Source organism: Subdoligranulum sp. APC924/74 (assembly GCF_003324125.1).
Taxonomy (GTDB): domain Bacteria; phylum Bacillota; class Clostridia; order Oscillospirales; family Ruminococcaceae; genus Gemmiger; species Gemmiger qucibialis.
This window is the reverse complement of the sequence record NZ_PSQF01000008.1, coordinates 25448-41749: the sequence shown is the minus strand read 5'-3', so window position 1 is coordinate 41749 and position 16302 is coordinate 25448. Positions and strand designations below refer to the sequence as shown.

13 protein-coding genes are annotated in these 16302 nt (G+C 47.8%); 6 read left to right on the top strand and 7 right to left on the bottom strand.

The features are described 5' to 3' along the window. Positions 1 to 147 precede the first annotated feature (147 nt). The 5 genes from C4885_RS04240 to C4885_RS04210 all read left to right on the top strand — a co-directional run bounded on the left by C4885_RS04240 (position 148) and on the right by C4885_RS04210 (position 8349). The gene (locus tag C4885_RS04240; RefSeq protein WP_113999165.1) at positions 148 to 1032 is read left to right on the top strand and encodes an RES domain-containing protein; all 885 of its coding nucleotides are present in this window, start codon (positions 148 to 150) and stop codon (positions 1030 to 1032) included. After that, a complete protein-coding gene (locus C4885_RS04235) occupies positions 1029 to 2309 on the top strand; it encodes a restriction endonuclease subunit S (RefSeq protein WP_113999181.1) in 1281 nt (426 codons plus the stop codon). Before C4885_RS04240 ends, C4885_RS04235 begins: the two co-directional genes overlap by 4 nt. A 17-nt stretch (positions 2310 to 2326) precedes the next feature. Then, the gene (locus C4885_RS04230; protein ID WP_242979486.1) at positions 2327 to 2938 is read left to right on the top strand and encodes a restriction endonuclease subunit S; all 612 of its coding nucleotides are present in this window, start codon (positions 2327 to 2329) and stop codon (positions 2936 to 2938) included. Then, complete coding sequence (locus tag C4885_RS04225) at positions 2935 to 6090, top strand: type I restriction endonuclease subunit R (protein WP_113999163.1); 3156 nt, start codon at positions 2935 to 2937, stop codon at positions 6088 to 6090. The genes C4885_RS04230 and C4885_RS04225 overlap by 4 nt, the downstream gene beginning before the upstream one ends. A gap of 1356 nt (positions 6091 to 7446) precedes the next feature. Then, positions 7447 to 8349, top strand: a complete 903-nt coding sequence (locus C4885_RS04210; protein WP_113999160.1) for a replication/maintenance protein RepL — start codon at positions 7447 to 7449, stop codon at positions 8347 to 8349. Positions 8350 to 8401: 52 nt separating this feature from the next. Here C4885_RS04210 and C4885_RS04205 read toward each other — a convergent pair whose 3' ends face one another. The 7 genes from C4885_RS04205 to C4885_RS04175 form a co-directional block, all read right to left on the bottom strand. Further along, positions 8402 to 9415, bottom strand: coding sequence for a TniQ family protein (locus C4885_RS04205; RefSeq protein ID WP_113999159.1), 1014 nt, complete (start codon positions 9413 to 9415; stop codon positions 8402 to 8404). After that, on the bottom strand, positions 9412 to 10698 hold the full coding sequence (locus C4885_RS04200) for an ATP-binding protein (protein ID WP_113999158.1): 1287 nt from the start codon (positions 10696 to 10698) through the stop codon (positions 9412 to 9414). Before C4885_RS04200 ends, C4885_RS04205 begins: the two co-directional genes overlap by 4 nt. Then, positions 10688 to 12565: a DDE-type integrase/transposase/recombinase gene (locus C4885_RS04195; RefSeq protein WP_113999157.1), complete on the bottom strand. Its 1878-nt coding sequence runs from the start codon at positions 12563 to 12565 to the stop codon at positions 10688 to 10690. The genes C4885_RS04200 and C4885_RS04195 overlap by 11 nt, the downstream gene beginning before the upstream one ends. Then, on the bottom strand, positions 12552 to 12944 hold the full coding sequence (locus tag C4885_RS04190; protein ID WP_158538803.1) for a TnsA endonuclease N-terminal domain-containing protein: 393 nt from the start codon (positions 12942 to 12944) through the stop codon (positions 12552 to 12554). The genes C4885_RS04195 and C4885_RS04190 overlap by 14 nt, the downstream gene beginning before the upstream one ends. 574 nt (positions 12945 to 13518) lie before the next feature. Further along, positions 13519 to 13923, bottom strand: a complete 405-nt coding sequence (mgsA, locus tag C4885_RS04185) for a methylglyoxal synthase (protein WP_113999155.1) — start codon at positions 13921 to 13923, stop codon at positions 13519 to 13521. Positions 13924 to 13977: 54 nt separating this feature from the next. Then, positions 13978 to 14721, bottom strand: a complete 744-nt coding sequence (locus tag C4885_RS04180; protein ID WP_242979484.1) for a P-loop NTPase — start codon at positions 14719 to 14721, stop codon at positions 13978 to 13980. Between the two features lie 322 nt (positions 14722 to 15043). Then, a complete protein-coding gene (locus C4885_RS04175; RefSeq protein WP_113999154.1) occupies positions 15044 to 15745 on the bottom strand; it encodes a sigma-70 family RNA polymerase sigma factor in 702 nt (233 codons plus the stop codon). 200 nt (positions 15746 to 15945) lie between these two features. Here C4885_RS04175 and C4885_RS04170 point away from each other — a divergent pair, with 200 nt between their 5' ends. After that, positions 15946 to 16281, top strand: a complete 336-nt coding sequence (locus C4885_RS04170; protein ID WP_113999153.1) for a hypothetical protein — start codon at positions 15946 to 15948, stop codon at positions 16279 to 16281. Positions 16282 to 16302: the final 21 nt, after the last annotated feature.

Sequence of the window (16302 nt, the reverse complement as noted above, 5' to 3'; positions counted from 1 at the left end):
TAAATTGCCTTGTGTAGCAAGTGGTTGGTGCAAAAAATGCAACGACCACTCCGCATAGAGTAATTGAAATAAGTTTAAGAGTAAAAGGAACGTAGATAATTACTTCGAAAATAAGAAAATACTTTGTGGATAGGAGTGTGCGGATTTATGACCAATTTAACGTCTAAAGAAGAAGCAATTTGTAAATTGACGGATGCTTTAAATTCACACAATCCAGAGGCAATAAATTTGGCAAAATATGAAGTGTTCAAAGAAGCACGCAATATTTTAGAATGGGTATCGGACTATACTTTCTTGAGCAAATTGGGCGTATCCTTTGATTATGGAGTGGACGTAATACACAAGGGTGAAAGGCTCTATCGGATTCGTACATACGATGAAACTGTGGATTATTCAGATGCGAAACAGTGGGGACCACCGCCGTCAAGGCCAGAGAATCGAGCAAATGTGCAAGGGCAATGTGCCTTGTATTTAGGAAGTACAGAAACGATTTGTTTGTTAGAAACGCATATAGAAAAAGGTGCTCCCTATATGCTTGCGACATATGAATGTGTGGATGACATTACATTGGCTGGCTTTTTGCAGATGGATAGAAACAATCAACTGCATAATCTTATAGGAATGGTATTAAATGCGTTTCTCATAGCACCAGCAAGGAGCGACAAAAACGCAGAGCTATTTTCTTTTTTAGATGAATACTACGGAAAATTGACAGTTGACGAATTACACATAAATGATGATATGAAACTGCCGTTCAAATTTGGAGTGCTTAATCAGAAAGAAAATTATTATAAATTAACAAATCTGCTCTGTAAGACTTTCGAAAAGAAATCTGCGGAAGGAATTCGGTACAGTTCTTGCTATCTTCCAATGGAAACAGTTGGTATAGAGTGCTCAGATTATAATGTTGTGCTTTATGAAAAAGGAATTTCAAAAATGGAATTTGTTGGTTGTGAGAAAAAGAAAAATACACAGTCATTTGCAGCTGTTGATATAGCGAAAGTTTTGTTGGGAAAGGACGCAAAGGAATGAAATCTAGAATAAATGCATTAGTGCTAGAATTGTGTCCCGATGGGGTTGAAAAGAAAACGCTTGAGGAATGTTGCATTATACTTGATAAAAAGCGGAAACCTGTGACAAAGGCGGCTAGAGAAGCAGGCGAATACCCTTATTATGGTGCAAATGGTATTCAAGATTATGTTTCAGATTATCTTTTTGATGGAACTTTTGTCTTGGTAGGAGAAGACGGAAGTGTTATTACAAAAGCAGGTACGCCGGTTGTGACATGGGCAACAGGAAAAATATGGGTTAATAACCATGCGCATATTATTTCGGAAAAAGATGGTGTGTTGCTTAGATATTTATATCACTATTTGCAGACTATAGATATTTCACCCTTGATACACGGTAATATTCCTAAATTGACTGGCGGCGATTTTCGCAATCTAACAATAGCTGTGCCACCAGTGCCAGTCCAACGTGAAATTGTCAGGATACTTGACAATTTCGCGGAGCTTACAGCAGAGATTACGGAGAAACTTACAGCGGAGCTTACAGCACGCAAAAAGCAGTATGAATACTACCGGGATGCACTTTTGAATTTCGGTGTCCACAGGGGGGGAACACTTGAGACAAAATGGAGAACGCTCGGAGAAATCTGCGACATTCTTACGGGCTATCCTTTCGATAGCGCACAATTTAAAAAATCAGGTGTTCGGTTGATGCGAGGCATGAATATCAAGCGTGGAGGCTTGGTATTTGATGAATCCATAGACCGATATTGGGAATCATCCAAAGGGCTTGAAAAATACTTACTTGATGCTGGGGACATTGTGATTTCGATGGATGGCTCTTTGGTAGGAAAAAGTTTTGGTACGGTAGCGGAAAGTGACTTGCCATTACTGCTAGTTCAGCGAGTTGCGAGAATTAGAGCAGTACAGGCAAATCAGCGGTATGTATACCATTATATTTCCTGTAAGTTCCCACACTATGTTGAACTAAAGAAAACAAAAGGCGCAATACCGCACATAAGCCAAAAAGATATTTCAAACTTTCAAATTGCCATACCAGAGGTAGACGTACAAAATAAAATAGCGGAAGTTTTGGATAACTTTGATGCCATCTGTTCTGACCTGAACATTGGTCTGCCTGCTGAAATTGAAGCCCGTAAAAAACAGTATGAATATTATCGGGATATGCTCTTGACGTTTGCTGCGGCTGACGACATAATCTTGACAGACAGACAGACAGACAGACAGACAGACAGACAGACAGACAGACAGACAGACAGACAGACAGACAGAGCCTAATTAAGCTCTTGCAGTATGTGTTTGGCTATGTCAAATTGCCACTAAAGGATATTGCTACGGAAATTTATCGCGGTGCGGGAATTACGCGCGACCAAGTTACGGGAAACGGAACGCCGTGCGTTCGTTATGGAGAAATCTATACATCTTATAATGTTTGGTTTGATGAGTGCATTTCCCATACAAATGCAGATGAAGTTGTAAGCAAGAAGTATTTTGAGTATGGGGATATATTATTTGCGATTACTGGAGAAAAAGTTGAAGATATTGCTAAATCGTGTGTCTATATAGGTAAAGAACGTTGCCTTGCCGGTGGCGATATTGTTGTGATGAAACATGAGCAAAATCCTAAATATATGGGCTATGTTCTATCTACAGCGAACGCACAAGAACAGAAAAGCAAGGGACGCGTAAAAAGCAAAGTGGTTCATTCTAATGTTCCAGCAATATCTGAAATTGTAATTCCATTGCCGCCGCTGGAAAAGCAAGCGGAAATTGCCGCAATTCTTGACCAATTTAATGAACTCTGCAACGACCTCACCACCGGCCTCCCTGCTGAAATCGAGGCAAGGCAAAAGCAATACGAATACTATCGGGACAAGCTCTTAACATTTAAGGAGTTGGGTGCATGAGCACTTACAATGTAGTTGCTGCCAGCAATGAAAGTACCGTTGTAACAGAATACGAACCGCAAAGCAAACGCTCTGACGCTTACCAGAGCGAGGCTGCGCTGGAGCAGGCATTTATCAAGATGCTGGAGGAGCAGGGCTATGCCTACCTCCCTATCCATGATAATGCTGACCTTGTGGCAAACCTGCGCCGTCAGCTGGAGATTCTGAACAATTATACCTTTACGGATAAGGAATGGGATAACTTCTTTAAGGATAAAATCGCTAACGCAAACGATGATATCAAAGAAAAGACCCGCCGCATCCAAGAGGACAACATTCAGAACCTGACCCGCGAGGACGGCTCTACGGTCAATATCACGTTGCTGGATAAAAAGAACATCCACAACAACCGCTTGCAGGTCATTAACCAGTATGTGGAGAACAGCGGCAACTATAATAACCGCTATGATGTCACGATTCTGGTAAACGGTCTGCCGCTGGTTCATGTGGAATTGAAGCGGCGCGGTGTGCCTATCAAGGAGGCGTTCAACCAAATCAACCGTTACCAGCGGGACAGCTTTTGGGCGGGCAGCGGGCTGTATGAGTATGTGCAGATTTTCGTTATCTCCAACGGCACGAACACGAAATACTACTCCAATACGACCCGCGACAGCCACATTAAAGAAAGCGCCGGAACGACCCGAAAGAGCGGCAAAAAGACAAGCAACAGCTTTGAATTTACGTCCTTTTGGGCGGATGGGAAAAACCGCGTCATTCCCGATTTGGTGGACTTTACCCGCACGTTCTTTGCCCGCCATACGCTGCTGAACATCCTGACGAAGTATTGCGTCTTTACGTCCGAAGACCTGCTGCTGGTGATGCGTCCATACCAGATTGCGGCGACCGAGCGTATTTTGTCCCGCATTGAGGTTTCAACCAACTACAAGCAGACGGGAACACTGGCGGCAGGCGGGTACATCTGGCACACAACAGGCAGCGGCAAAACGCTGACCTCCTTCAAAACGGCGCAGCTGGCCTCCAATCTTCCCTATATTGATAAGGTTCTGTTTGTGGTAGACCGCAAGGATTTGGACTACCAGACCATGAAAGAATATGACCGCTTTGAAAAAGGGGCGGCCAACGGCAACACCTCCACGCAGGTGCTGCAGCGCCAACTGGAAGACCGGGACGCCAAAGGCAATCCGCATACTTATAAAATCATCATCACAACGATTCAAAAGCTGGCACTGTTTGTTGCCCGCAATAAGGGACACGAGATTTTCCAAAAGCATGTTGTCTTGATTTTTGATGAGTGCCATCGCAGCCAGTTTGGCGATATGCACGAGGACATTGTCAAGTATTTTAAGAATTATCACCTGTTTGGCTTTACGGGTACGCCGATTTTTGCGGCCAATGCCAGCACGCGCGGCAAGCCCACGCTGAAAACTACACCGCAGGCGTTTGGCGGTGAGCCTGATGCAAACGGCAAAAAAGTCTTGCCGCTGCATACCTATACGATTGTTGACGCTATCAACGATAACAACGTTCTGCCGTTCCGTATCGACTATGTGGATACGGTCAACCGCAAGGCGGGCGTCGGCGATAAGCAGGTCAAGGCCATCGACACCGAAAAAGCACTTGCCGACCCGCGCCGCGTAAAGGAAATCGTCAAATACATCTTAGAGCATTTTGACCAGAAAACAAAACGCAACGGTAAGACGTATTCTTTCCGTGCGCTGCGCAACATTGAAGCAGTAGCCACCGATAAAACACGCGAGCAGGTCACAGAGGTCAAGGACAGCGTGCGCCTGTCGGGCTTTAACTCCATCTTTGCGGTCAGCTCGATTGCGATGGCAAAGGCGTATTATCTGGAATTTAAGCGCCAGATGCAGGATTTGCCCGAAGCAAAGCGCCTGCGTGTGGCAACGATTTTCAGCTACGCCCCCAACGAGGACGTGGAAGATGCAAACGGCATGCTGGGCGAGGAAAACTCTGACGATACCAGCCAGCTTGATGCAAGCTCGCGGGACTTTTTGGAGTCTGCAATCAAGGATTATAATGCACTTTTTAAGACGCATTATGATACCTCGGCCGACAGATTCCAGAACTATTATAAAGACCTTTCCCTGCGCATGAAAAACCGCGAGGTTGACATCCTGATTGTCGTAAATATGTTCCTGACGGGCTTTGACGCTACCACGCTAAATACGCTCTGGGTGGATAAAAACCTTGTTATGCACGGCTTGATACAGGCGTTCTCGCGCACGAACCGCATCCTGAACTCCGTAAAGACATACGGCAACATTGTCTGCTTCCGCAATCTGGAGGAGGAAACCAACAAAGCCATTGCCTTGTTTGGTGACCGCAATGCGGGTAGTATCGTTCTGCTGAAAAACTATACAGCCTATTATGAGGGCTATGACGAGGACGGCAAGCACCACGACGGCTACGAAGAACTGATTGCCAAACTGCAAGATAAATTCCCGCTGGGTCAGCCCATTGTGGGAGACCAAAACAAAAAGGACTTCATCGCACTGTTTGGCGCAATTCTGCGAATGCGGAATATCCTTACCTCGTTTGACGACTTTGCGGGCAATGAGCTGCTTGCCCCGCGCGATATGCAGGATTACCAAAGCCGCTATCTTGACCTTTATCATGAAATGCGACCTCCAAAATCAGATAAGGAAGTTATCAATGACGATATAGTTTTTGAGATGGAGCTTATCCGTCAGGTGGAAATCAACATTGACTATATCCTTATGCTGGTTGCCAAGTATCACGATAGCAACTGCGAGGATAAAGAAATCCTTGTTGACATCCGCAAGGCCGTGGACTCCAGTATGCAGCTGCGCAGCAAGAAAGACCTGATTGAAAACTTTATCGCAACCGTCAATACGGCCACCAAGGTAGATGACGACTGGATAAAGTTCGTCACCGAGCAAAAGAAAACCGACCTTGATACACTTATCGCGGAGGAAAAGCTCAAGCCGGATGAAACGCGCAAGTTTGTGGATAACTCTTTCCGGGATGGTGTATTAAAGACTACCGGCACAGATGTTGACCGCATCCTGCCGCCGGTCTCGCGCTTTGGCGGCGGCAACCGAGCGGCCAAAAAGGATGGAATTATTGCAAAATTGCAAGCGTTCTTTGATAAATATTTTGGGCTAATATAATGCAAAAAAGATAGTGACATTCTGTGCGAATCGAGGCATAATATATATGTAACCTCGAAGAGTATATAAAAACTTACGCGATTACATTTAAAATTGAATATAGGCCAATAAAGAGCCTGTACAAAATTTATTGCATCCCTATTGCGGAATTGCAGTTTATGTTTGTGCAGGCTCTTTTTTTGTACATTGAAAAAAGAATAATACGCATCATCGGCAACCCTGTGATGGATGATAACTGCAAAATGGTTGCAAAGTTCAGAGCGATAACTTTATGAGCAGTGCCAACTTTTGGGGAAAGTGTCAACCTGCCTGTAGCTTATCTCCAGAACGTAAAAGTGCCGCTTACCGCTATGTTGCTGACGTTCTGAACGAAACATCCCGCCCAAGATTTAGCACACAGCCAATAGGGAAAATGACAGCCGGCCTTTTGGGCTGTAAGCAAAATAACGCTAAAAATGCAGAGGGTAAAGGTAACGCACAACTTTCAGAACAAGAAGGAAGTGCCTGCCCTACATGAAAGCTGTGTTCAGAACGTAAAAAAGCAACCTACCATTGCGCTACAGATATTCTGGGTGAAGTGTTTCAGCCTAAATTATAGTGCTCAAAGTGCCCAAAAGTGCATGGCAGTCAACGCTTTTGGCTATAACGAAAGGTGGCGTTAGTAATGTAGGAAAAACCACTAAACATAAGGAAGCTGCTGCCTTTCAAGATAAGATGAAACCATTGCCAGCCAGAAAGTTGTGTTCAGAACGTAAAATGCTATCAATGACTACACGGTCAATAAAATGGACAGATAACCTATTACTAGTAGAGCAAAAAGCTACACGCTGCAATGGAAGCGATTAAGAATTTAGGCATAGCAATAAGGCAAAGGGTTCCATCAAAGATACAGCTTATTTTTCCCCTATGCAGACCGCGAAGCGCGAACTTATAGGAAAAGATAAGAAGAAACTTTTAATGTGAAAGAAATAAATAATGAAAGATATAGCAGTTAGCTCTTATTTTCTACCTATCATCTCCGCGGAGCGTGAACTTATAGGGAACAATAAGTTGTTTCTTATTTTTTCCTATTTATCCCGCGAAGCGCGAACTTATATAGGAGGAAATAAGGAAAAGCGGATAAACAAATGGAAAATTTATGGGTTAGGATGCAACTTTCCGCAATACTCCTTATTTAATTCAATGATATTTCATGAAATGAATAACATTGAACAATATAAGATGAGAGACTTGGCATTTTTGAAATGGAAAGTGTAGAAATATAACGACATATAATTAAATATTTAGAAAGGAAATATTTTCCAAAAATACACAAAGTATCATGGAATCACCCCTAAAGTATCAAGGAGCAATACAATGAAGAAAATGAGCAAACAGGACGTTGAAACTGTCATTTTTGAGAATGCAAAAACTGGCGAGGCATTAGAGTTTCAGCACGAGCAGCACAAAGCCGAGTACGGGGCAAAGCATTTTTGGAAAGCAGACAAAAAATTCTTTGAACTGCTTTCAACGTTTTCCGCGGCAGAAAGCAAGGTGGTGGCATATATCCTGCAAAAAACGCAGCCCACAAAGAATGAGTTTATCGGAGCCTATAAAACCATTGCTAGAAAACTGGAATGCGATGTTACAACAGTTCGTAACACATTCAAAAAGATGATGGAAAATGATATGCTGGCTAAGACTGATGACGAACGGATTTGGATGCTCAATCCAAGATTGCTGGTAAAGGGCGATATTATTGTTAAGGCACGGTTGATGTCAAAGTATGATTCACTGCTTGGCCGTCCATTGAGTGACTGGATTATAACCGATAGCAATGGCAATGACCCGTTATTCCTGCCGATAGAATATCCAACACCAGAAAGCCTGGATACTGCAAAAAGCGATTTTATTAAAGTGTATCATTTATTTTTTGAAACTCTTTCCGGGCTGGGAGGCAAAGAATCCGAGGTGTTAAATTTTTTGGTGTGTGCAATGCGAAACAGTGATAATACATATACTGGGCCGATGAAAAAAATTGCAGAAAATGTAAATTGTTCGAAAGCCACTGTACAGAGAGCGATGGACACGCTTACAGATAAAGGATTTGTTGCGATGGAATTTGATTGTGTATGGCGGATTAACCCCTCTATGGTTATCAAGGGAAACCGCAACAAGGAAAAGGTACTTATGGACGAGTTTCTGGCGACTCAAAAGGAGTATGACAAGAAGCGGAAAGCGCGTAAGAATGGCAAAAAGCAGAAGACGGTTAAGGGCTAAGAGAAAACAGTATAGCTATGCTGCTGCTTTGATGAATTTATAGGCAGCATGATTATGATTTAATCCATCTTGCTACGGTCTTGGCATCTATGCCGTATAACTGCGCTATGTGGTACATGCTGGCTCCTGATTGATACATTGCTTTCATCTCGGCCTTATAGTCTGGCACGGCATCAGGCGCGTGCAGCAGGTCGTGGAGAGACAGTCCCAGCAGGACAGCAAGTTGCAGAACATATCGCGGCGCAACGGACTTGTTGCATAGTGTGGCGTGCAGCTGCTTTGCGGACATGTCAGTCGCAGGAACATAACTGCCATATAGGTTTAAAAGTGCATTTTCGATTTTGGTGGCGTATGTACGTCCCCCGGTCAGGGAGCGCCAGCCACGGGAACGTAATGCACAGTCAAGGACGGCGTGGTAAACAGAGCCGTCACGATAATCAAAACTTGAATCTAAAGTATCATGCAATAATGAATCTAAAGCCAGCAGACAGCCCGGTACGGGTTCTGCTGACTGCTTTTTTAGCTGCATAGTGAATGATGCGGGAAATAGTTCTTGCTGTCGTGTGCTATTGTATGCGACATCGGTATCGACTAGCCAGCAGCGATGCCTGGTGCAAATTTGCATATCCGGCAGTTGGTGGCTGCGATGCCAATAAGGCTCACCATATAGTTGCAAATCCTCTTGATAACAGACGGGGCAATAGCGCATGACGGAGCAATGATTACCGTTGGCTTGGGAAATGCCCATTCGATGTACAGCTAATGGATTGCCATTGACAACATAGGCATAAGAGGAGCGCTTACGCTGTGTGGGAAAAAATCGTGCGTAATATGGGAAAAATGTGTGCTGCATTACAACATCCCTTGCGGACAAGAAACCTTGCGGAAGCTGTGCCAACAGCGCCTTTATAGGCCCGCAGAGCATCAGACTGGGAGCACAGAAATTGTCCCCATATAGCTGCCGTAGGGTGTGCTTAGCACAGTAGTTGCCACTGTGAACATGGTAGCGGCAAATGACGCTGTACCATAGTTCATCAGGGTACGGCGAGGGAAAGAAGCTAATCATATTGCCACCTCGCCTTTGATATACTCAGCATAAGCAGATACAGGTGATTCGCCGTTCTTTTTTGCTTTTTTGAGTAACGCCCGTATATCATTTCCAACAATCTTGGTGGGGGCTGCGGAACCTACGGATACCTCCGGCGCGGTCTTTGTCTGCCGCTTGGCTACGGATTTGGTGGAAAGCTCACTGATGTATTCGGATACCATCCCCAAGTTTCTTAAAAATGCACTTTCAAAGACTTCTAAATCCAGCTTTTCGCGCCCATCAAGAATAGCTTGCTTTTGGGCATTATATAAGAGCTTGGCGAGTATATCCGGGATGCCCTGTGTCTTGCGATACAGCCAGTTTGCAAGCTCTGGTGTCAGGTCGGTGGCATATTGCGTGTACTGGTAATGCCACAGCCCATGCAGGAGCAACGCAAATTCCTTATCATTGGGTAGACGGTCATAGACAAGCCCTGTGGTTCGCCGCGCAGAGCGGAACTCCTGTTGTAATACCTGCAAGACGCGAGGCGTTCCGACCATGCAGATACTTACTCCTGCCCCGTTGATAAGGTGAACGAGAAAATTTAAGAAACGTATACCGCCATCGCTTTTACGATAGGCAATGTTCTGCAATTCGTCTATCACCAGCAGGCCAATATGATTGACCCGTACAATTTGGTTGAGCTGGCTGACAAGGACATCAATGCTCAACCTGCGCGATAGGGCATCTTTTTGATAGGTGGTTCCAATCAAACTGTCGATTTGCAGGTAAATATCCAGTATCAGCGCTTTAATTGATGCATCATGCGGGGTCTGCACAACCAAGTACGGGATTTGGTGGCAGTAGAACTTTTGCCCATGATACTCAGTGTGCTCAATGACCTGCGGATATAACGATAATACACGTTGCAAGGCGGTTGACTTGCCAAGACCCGACACGCCGACTACAGAGAAAGAATTGCCGCCGCCGATGGATGCGGCAAGAGCATTGCCGTGCATCAGTGAGTAACCGTTCTGGAAAGCGGCAGCTTCGCTCTGGGGTGAATATTGCCCATAGCAATGCTGCATGGCGGTGTAGATTTCGCAGTACAAGTCAATTGTCATGGATAGTGGCTGGTAAAACTCGTATAGAGAGGACAACAGCTGCAAGCGTTCCCCGGTGCTGCGGTCACGGTCATTATCGCTATAGGGCGGGATAACCGCCAGGGCATGAATCAAGTCCCTGCCGGATAGCATTGGAGGTAGGGCTTCAATAAATGGATTGTTGTCATAGAGCGGATTTGCAATATAATCAGCGTGCATCGAAATCGTCCTCCTGTTGCTCGGCCAGTAAATCCATCAGAGATACGCTTTCTTGCTTGCGGGCTGTGCTGCGGTTTCGTTGTATCTGCTTGCTGATATTGCTGCGGTCTGGCATTGTGCGTTCGGAGCGGTCAGCAATGGCTTGTATATCGCTCATAAGGTCAAGCTGTGCCTGCAATTCCCGCTTCTTCCAATCGGTGCGTTCTATTTTTTCCTGCTGCTGGGCATCTGCAATTTCCGCCAGCGATTTGCTCAGATAGGCTTTTTGCACCAAGTCAAAAGCTGAGTAAGTACCGTTTTCATACAACCACACGGTATCCATACATTCCGGCGCATAGGCAACCTGTACAGTCTCCCGCCCGCCGAGACCGGCAGCGACAAAACGCTTTTTAAAAGTGCAGTTTGAAAAACGCAGACCGAAGATTTCCAGACCGCGTTGCGTGATTTTTCCCTCGACACGGGGCAACAGCGTATAAAGCAGCTTTTTATCTGTGGCCTCATGCACAGGACAATCATCCTGTGCCTCACAGAACGACCAGATACTTGCTGCCAGAGGCGGTGTGTTGGCTTCTATCATGGCGGGTATGCGAGTAAAGCCCGTCTGTACAGATTTTGCATTATAGAACAGGACGCAGCGCAGAACAACGGCGGTAAATTGCTCTAAATCCAATGTGCCTTGTCTGCGGTAGTCCGGCGCACCGCGTTCTTGTGTGTCGGTTTCGATGACACCCTTGCCTTTAAGTAGCGGTTTGTAGGCACTCTGAACCAAATCAAACAGTTTTTCAACTACACCCTTTAAATCCGGACGGTATGCAGGAAGATTTTCTATTTCAATGTGATAGCTTTCGCACAGGTTTTCTAACGTCCCGGCTACAAACTCGCTGCCCCGGTCTGTCATAATTTTGGTTGGCAGATGATGACTCGGCCAGTCGTGCGGGTCAATGTCTATCCCGTGCTGATGGCAAAAACTGACCTTGTCTGTAAAAGTGTTCTGAAGCAGCAGACGCAGCGCGTATTGCCCGCCCTCCAGACCTACATAAACGCCGGTAATCAGGCGGCTGTAGGCATCGACCATTGTGTAAATGACAGGTCGGCCAATAGGTTTGCGGGAAAGGCGGCTGACAATGTAGATGTCGGCAACGGTGGCATCAGTCATGTACACGCCAATAGTATGCGCGTAATCGCAGACCGAGCCGGTAAACGGACGGTGATTGCGCTGGTAGGCTTTAAGCCCCTGTCTGCTGATGGTCTCGCTGATGGGGTCGCGGTTCTTGCGAAAGAAATAGCGGAACTGCCAGAACGTGGGATATTCCGGCTTCAATGTACCGTGTGTGTCGCAGTATTTCGCCCGTAGCATCATCTTGTAGGCAGTCTGCAAGCTCTGCCGCTGCGGGGTGTAGTAATACTTGTTCAGCGCCCAGCGGATGGCCTTTTCATCGGCAGTAAGTTCATGCTGTTCTGGCGCGGGACGCTCTGCGGGTAAAAGTGCATTTTTACTTTGATAAACCCAATAGCGCCAGAGATATTGCAGCAATGTGCGGCGGGCAATGCCGTGTTCAGCAGCTATCCGGCGGACAACCTCATTGCGGTGGGATTTATCATAGATACAGGTATCCACTAACAGAGGCGCAATCAAGTCAAGCTTGCGGTTGCGCCCCTCGCGCTGGCGGTTGGTGATGTCCTCGTCCAGAACGAAAACAGAGTATGTTTCGGCAGGGACGGGCTGTAATTCTGCAAGCAAATCCGATGCAACGGGGTACGGCATCCGAAAGTGTTGGCAGCTGACGACGTAGCATTGTTCTTCCCCACAAAGCAGAACGCGAATGTGCTCGCCATTTTCAGCGGCAAGGATGTCAAGATTCCTCATGGTTGGTATCCTCCTTGTCGATGATGATACCCCAATCGGAGATGCCTTGCTGCTGCCAGTATCGGCGGGATAGTTCCAGTTTTTCCGCAACCGAGGGACGGCTTAAATAAGACCGAAAGACAGCCTCACGGACTGCCGTGTGCCCATCGTCATAGTGCAGAACAAAATCTGTGGTGTAGGTTTCGCTGGGAAGATTTAAGTCGTTGGCAGGAATATCATTGCAGAGGATAGGAACATTACATTCAAATTGAAAAATTGCCGGTTCCGCATCCAGCATTTTCGCGGCGGCAAGCTGCACTTTGTCGTACAGGTGACAGACAGCTTTGCATTTGGTGAGCATGATTTTGGTACAGCGCTCTTTTTGGACTTGTTTTCGCATTTCTTTGACGCTCCTTAATGTAAATTTGGGGCGTCCGTTCACCGAAGAAAAAGGAAAATTACTTGTGCCCTTTTGGGGCAAACTTCCGTTCCACATTTTCCAAAAATCGAACCGAAAAGAACGAAATTGGGAAAAAGTGGAATTTCAGTGTGCCTTTTGGAAAATCTTGATTTTTTGCCTGCCTTATGGATTTGTCGCTAGGATGGTACAAAGCGATACTAAGAGGCAAAACAGGATTCCACATTTTCCGATTTTGCATTGACCGTACTATATGCGCGGGCACACGAAAAAATCCAGAAAGGCGCAGAGGAAATCAAGACAGCGCATAGGAGCTCGCTCCACTCCGTTCCGCTCGCAATCCGCCTAATCTCCAAGCCAACTCCAAGAACATTCCAAGTCCACACCAAGCAAAATCAACGCATTATCTCATGTTTTCCCGCATGGGACAGAATGAGAGAGGATTGGAAACAAAAAAGAAAGCAGGCCCCGGAGCCGGATGGCGGAGGGGCCTGCGTGTGGATTCTTAACTTGTCTCTTTGGTATTCGGTGAACGCCCTGTATCAAAATTTTGCCCTTAGTGCTGGGGGTTCAGGATGGTACGCCAGTCAAGGTCGCCGTGCTCCAGGCCGTGGATCAACACCTCGGCAGTGGCAATATTGGTGGCAACCGGAATATTGTGCACATCGCAGATGCGCAGCAGGTTCATCTCGTTGGGCTCCGAGGGCTTAGCGCAGATGGGGTCACGGAAGAAAAGCAGCATGTCCACTTCGTCGCAGGCGATGCGGGCAACGATCTGCTGGTCACCGCCGTGGCCGCCCGGCAAAAAGCGCTGTACGTTCAGGCCGGTGGCTTCGGCCACAAGCCGCCCCGTGGTACCCGTGGCGATCAGCCTGTGCTCGCTCAGAATCTGCCGATAGGCAATGCAGAACTGAACCATCAGTTCTTTCTTTGTATCATGTGCAACAAGGGCAATCGTCATAAGAAATCCCCCACTTTCTATAAGTTACAGCATAGCATGGCTATGCGTTTTTTGTCAAAAACAGGTCAGCGGAATGCGCTCGCCCAAAATGCGGCCCGCAAGGGCGTGCCCGGCAATGGCGGCGGGGCAGTCCTGCGGCAGGGCGGTGCCTGCGGCACCGGCGCGCTGCAAGGTGCGGCTTTCCGGGATAGCGGCAATCAGCTGCAAACCAACGGTGTCAATGCACTCGTCCAGGTCAAACACCGCAGCATCCTTACCAAAACTGGAACGGGACACACGGTTCATCACCAGCCGCACGGCGCTGGCGGGGCGGCCGCTCTGTAACAGGGCATCCGCCACAATGCGCCCATCCCGCAGGGCGACCGGGTCCGGCGTTAAAACAACCAGTGCGCGGTCCGCCAAGCGGTTGGCGGCGGTAAACGGTGCGCCCATGCCCGCTGCAGTATCCAGCAGGATATAATCAAAATATTCCCGCATGGCCAAAATCAGCCCGGCCAGCGGTGCTGCGCGGACTTCACCGCCCTCATAGGGGGCGCTGATGACCGACAGCCCAGGGTACAAGGGGCTGGGCACAATAGCTTTGCTGCCATCACACCGACCGCACAGAACATCCTCGATATCGTAAACCGTCTTGCCGTATACCCCGGCAATCATGTCCACACTGCGCAACCCGGAGTCCAACTCGATCAGCAGGACGCGGCGGCTCCAGGCACCCAACTGGGCACCCAGCAGGACCGATACGGTGCTTTTGCCCGTGCCACCCTTGCCGGAGCAGATCATAATGGTTTGCGCGTTCATATGGTGGAAGTCCTCGCTCTCTTGTAGGTGTTGCCCTACAAAAGAGAGAACACCTCTTTTATTATTCTATCACAAAGAATACAGCGAAACAACTGCTTTAACTATGGAAAATTGCTGAAATTTGTGCATCGGTTGCCGACAGTTCCTACAAACCTATAAGTTTAATGGAAGCCCCCGCAGCCGCACAAACACACGGATATATACTATTATAAAGGAAAAGCAGGGGACAGTGCAAGTAGTTTTGAAAAGTCATACTTTTGACTTTTACAGAAACAGTTGTCCGCCGATGAACGGCTATTATAAAATGCAAACGTTTGAGCAGTTACAGCGGATGCGGTTGGTTCCACGCACGGCGCAGGCGGGCAAGGGCGTGCTTTTCCAGCCGGGATACATAGCTACGGCTGATGCCGAACTGTGCGGCGATCTGCTGCTGCGTCTGTGGGACGGCGCCATTCAGGCCGTACCGCAGGGTCAAAATCTGCTGCTCGCGCTCCGGCAGGGCGGTAACCAGCTGGCGCAGCTGAGCGGCGGCATCCCGCAGTTCGCAGTCTTCTTCCATTGTGGCCAGGTCGGGCAGAACATCCGCCAGGGTCAGCATGCCGCTGTCCGCGCCGGTTTCCAGCGGCTCCTGCAAAGAAACGGTGCCTGCTTCGCGCCGGGTGTGGCGCAGCTGCATCCGTAGCTCGTTTTCAATGCAGCGGCTGGCGTAACTGGCAAAGCGGGTGGTGCGGGTGCAGTCATAGGTATCTACTGCTTTAATCAGGCCGATGGTGCCAATGCTGATAAAATCATCCTGCCCGCCGGAAACGGTATAATACTTTTTTACAATATGTGCCACCAGCCGCAGGTTGTGGCAGATCAGCGTTTCACGCGCGGCGGCATCCCCGGCGCGCATGGCGGCGAAGGCGGCTTGTTCCTCCTTGGCGGAAAGCGGCTTGGGAAAGCTGCCGGTTTCCAGCCGGAGGGCCAGGTAGAGCAGATGCGAAGCAGCCGACTGCAAAAAAAGCCATAAAATCCCGATCATAAGACTTCACCCCTGCACCATGGGTATGCGGGCGGCGGGAAAAAGATGACGCGGGATTTTGGGGGCGGGAGAAATGTGGTAATGCCGATGCGCTGGAAACGCAGTCCACCAACTGCGGCAATAATATTACCTACCTGCTGGAGCTGCTGGAACGGGAAAAAATCCCCTGCCGCAGCATCATTCTGTGCCAGGATGCCACGATGCAGCGCCGCATGGAGATGGGGCTGCGCAAGTACCGCCCGCAGGGGATGGAAATCATCAACTATGCGGCATACCAGGCCGAAGTGGTGGCGCAGGGCAGCCAGCTGACCTACCGGGAAGTAATCCCCGGCATGTGGACGGTGGATTGGTATGTGAACCTGTTGATGGGGGAAATCCCCCGTTTGACGGATAACGACGCCGGGTACGTCCCCAACGGCAAAAATTATATTGCGCATGATGACATCCCACCGGAGGTACAGGCGGCAGTTGAACGGCTGCAAGCGGTTTATGGCACCCAGACCCGCGCGGCCAACCCGCTGTATGCCAGCAAATAACCGTTGAACATTCTTGCTAAT

Coding starts and splice junctions, on each gene's coding strand:
- C4885_RS04205 (WP_113999159.1), bottom strand. CDS start 9,415: ATGATTAGCTTCTTTCCCTCGCCGTACCCTGATGAACTATGGTACAGC.
- C4885_RS04190 (WP_158538803.1), bottom strand. CDS start 12,944: ATGCGAAAACAAGTCCAAAAAGAGCGCTGTACCAAAATCATGCTCACC.
- C4885_RS04210 (WP_113999160.1), top strand. CDS start 7,447: ATGAAGAAAATGAGCAAACAGGACGTTGAAACTGTCATTTTTGAGAAT.
- mgsA (WP_113999155.1), bottom strand. CDS start 13,923: ATGACGATTGCCCTTGTTGCACATGATACAAAGAAAGAACTGATGGTT.
- C4885_RS04180 (WP_242979484.1), bottom strand. CDS start 14,721: ATGAACGCGCAAACCATTATGATCTGCTCCGGCAAGGGTGGCACGGGC.
- C4885_RS04195 (WP_113999157.1), bottom strand. CDS start 12,565: ATGAGGAATCTTGACATCCTTGCCGCTGAAAATGGCGAGCACATTCGC.
- C4885_RS04240 (WP_113999165.1), top strand. CDS start 148: ATGACCAATTTAACGTCTAAAGAAGAAGCAATTTGTAAATTGACGGAT.
- C4885_RS04225 (WP_113999163.1), top strand. CDS start 2,935: ATGAGCACTTACAATGTAGTTGCTGCCAGCAATGAAAGTACCGTTGTA.
- C4885_RS04175 (WP_113999154.1), bottom strand. CDS start 15,745: ATGATCGGGATTTTATGGCTTTTTTTGCAGTCGGCTGCTTCGCATCTG.
- C4885_RS04170 (WP_113999153.1), top strand. CDS start 15,946: ATGCAGCGCCGCATGGAGATGGGGCTGCGCAAGTACCGCCCGCAGGGG.
- C4885_RS04200 (WP_113999158.1), bottom strand. CDS start 10,698: ATGCACGCTGATTATATTGCAAATCCGCTCTATGACAACAATCCATTT.
- C4885_RS04235 (WP_113999181.1), top strand. CDS start 1,029: ATGAAATCTAGAATAAATGCATTAGTGCTAGAATTGTGTCCCGATGGG.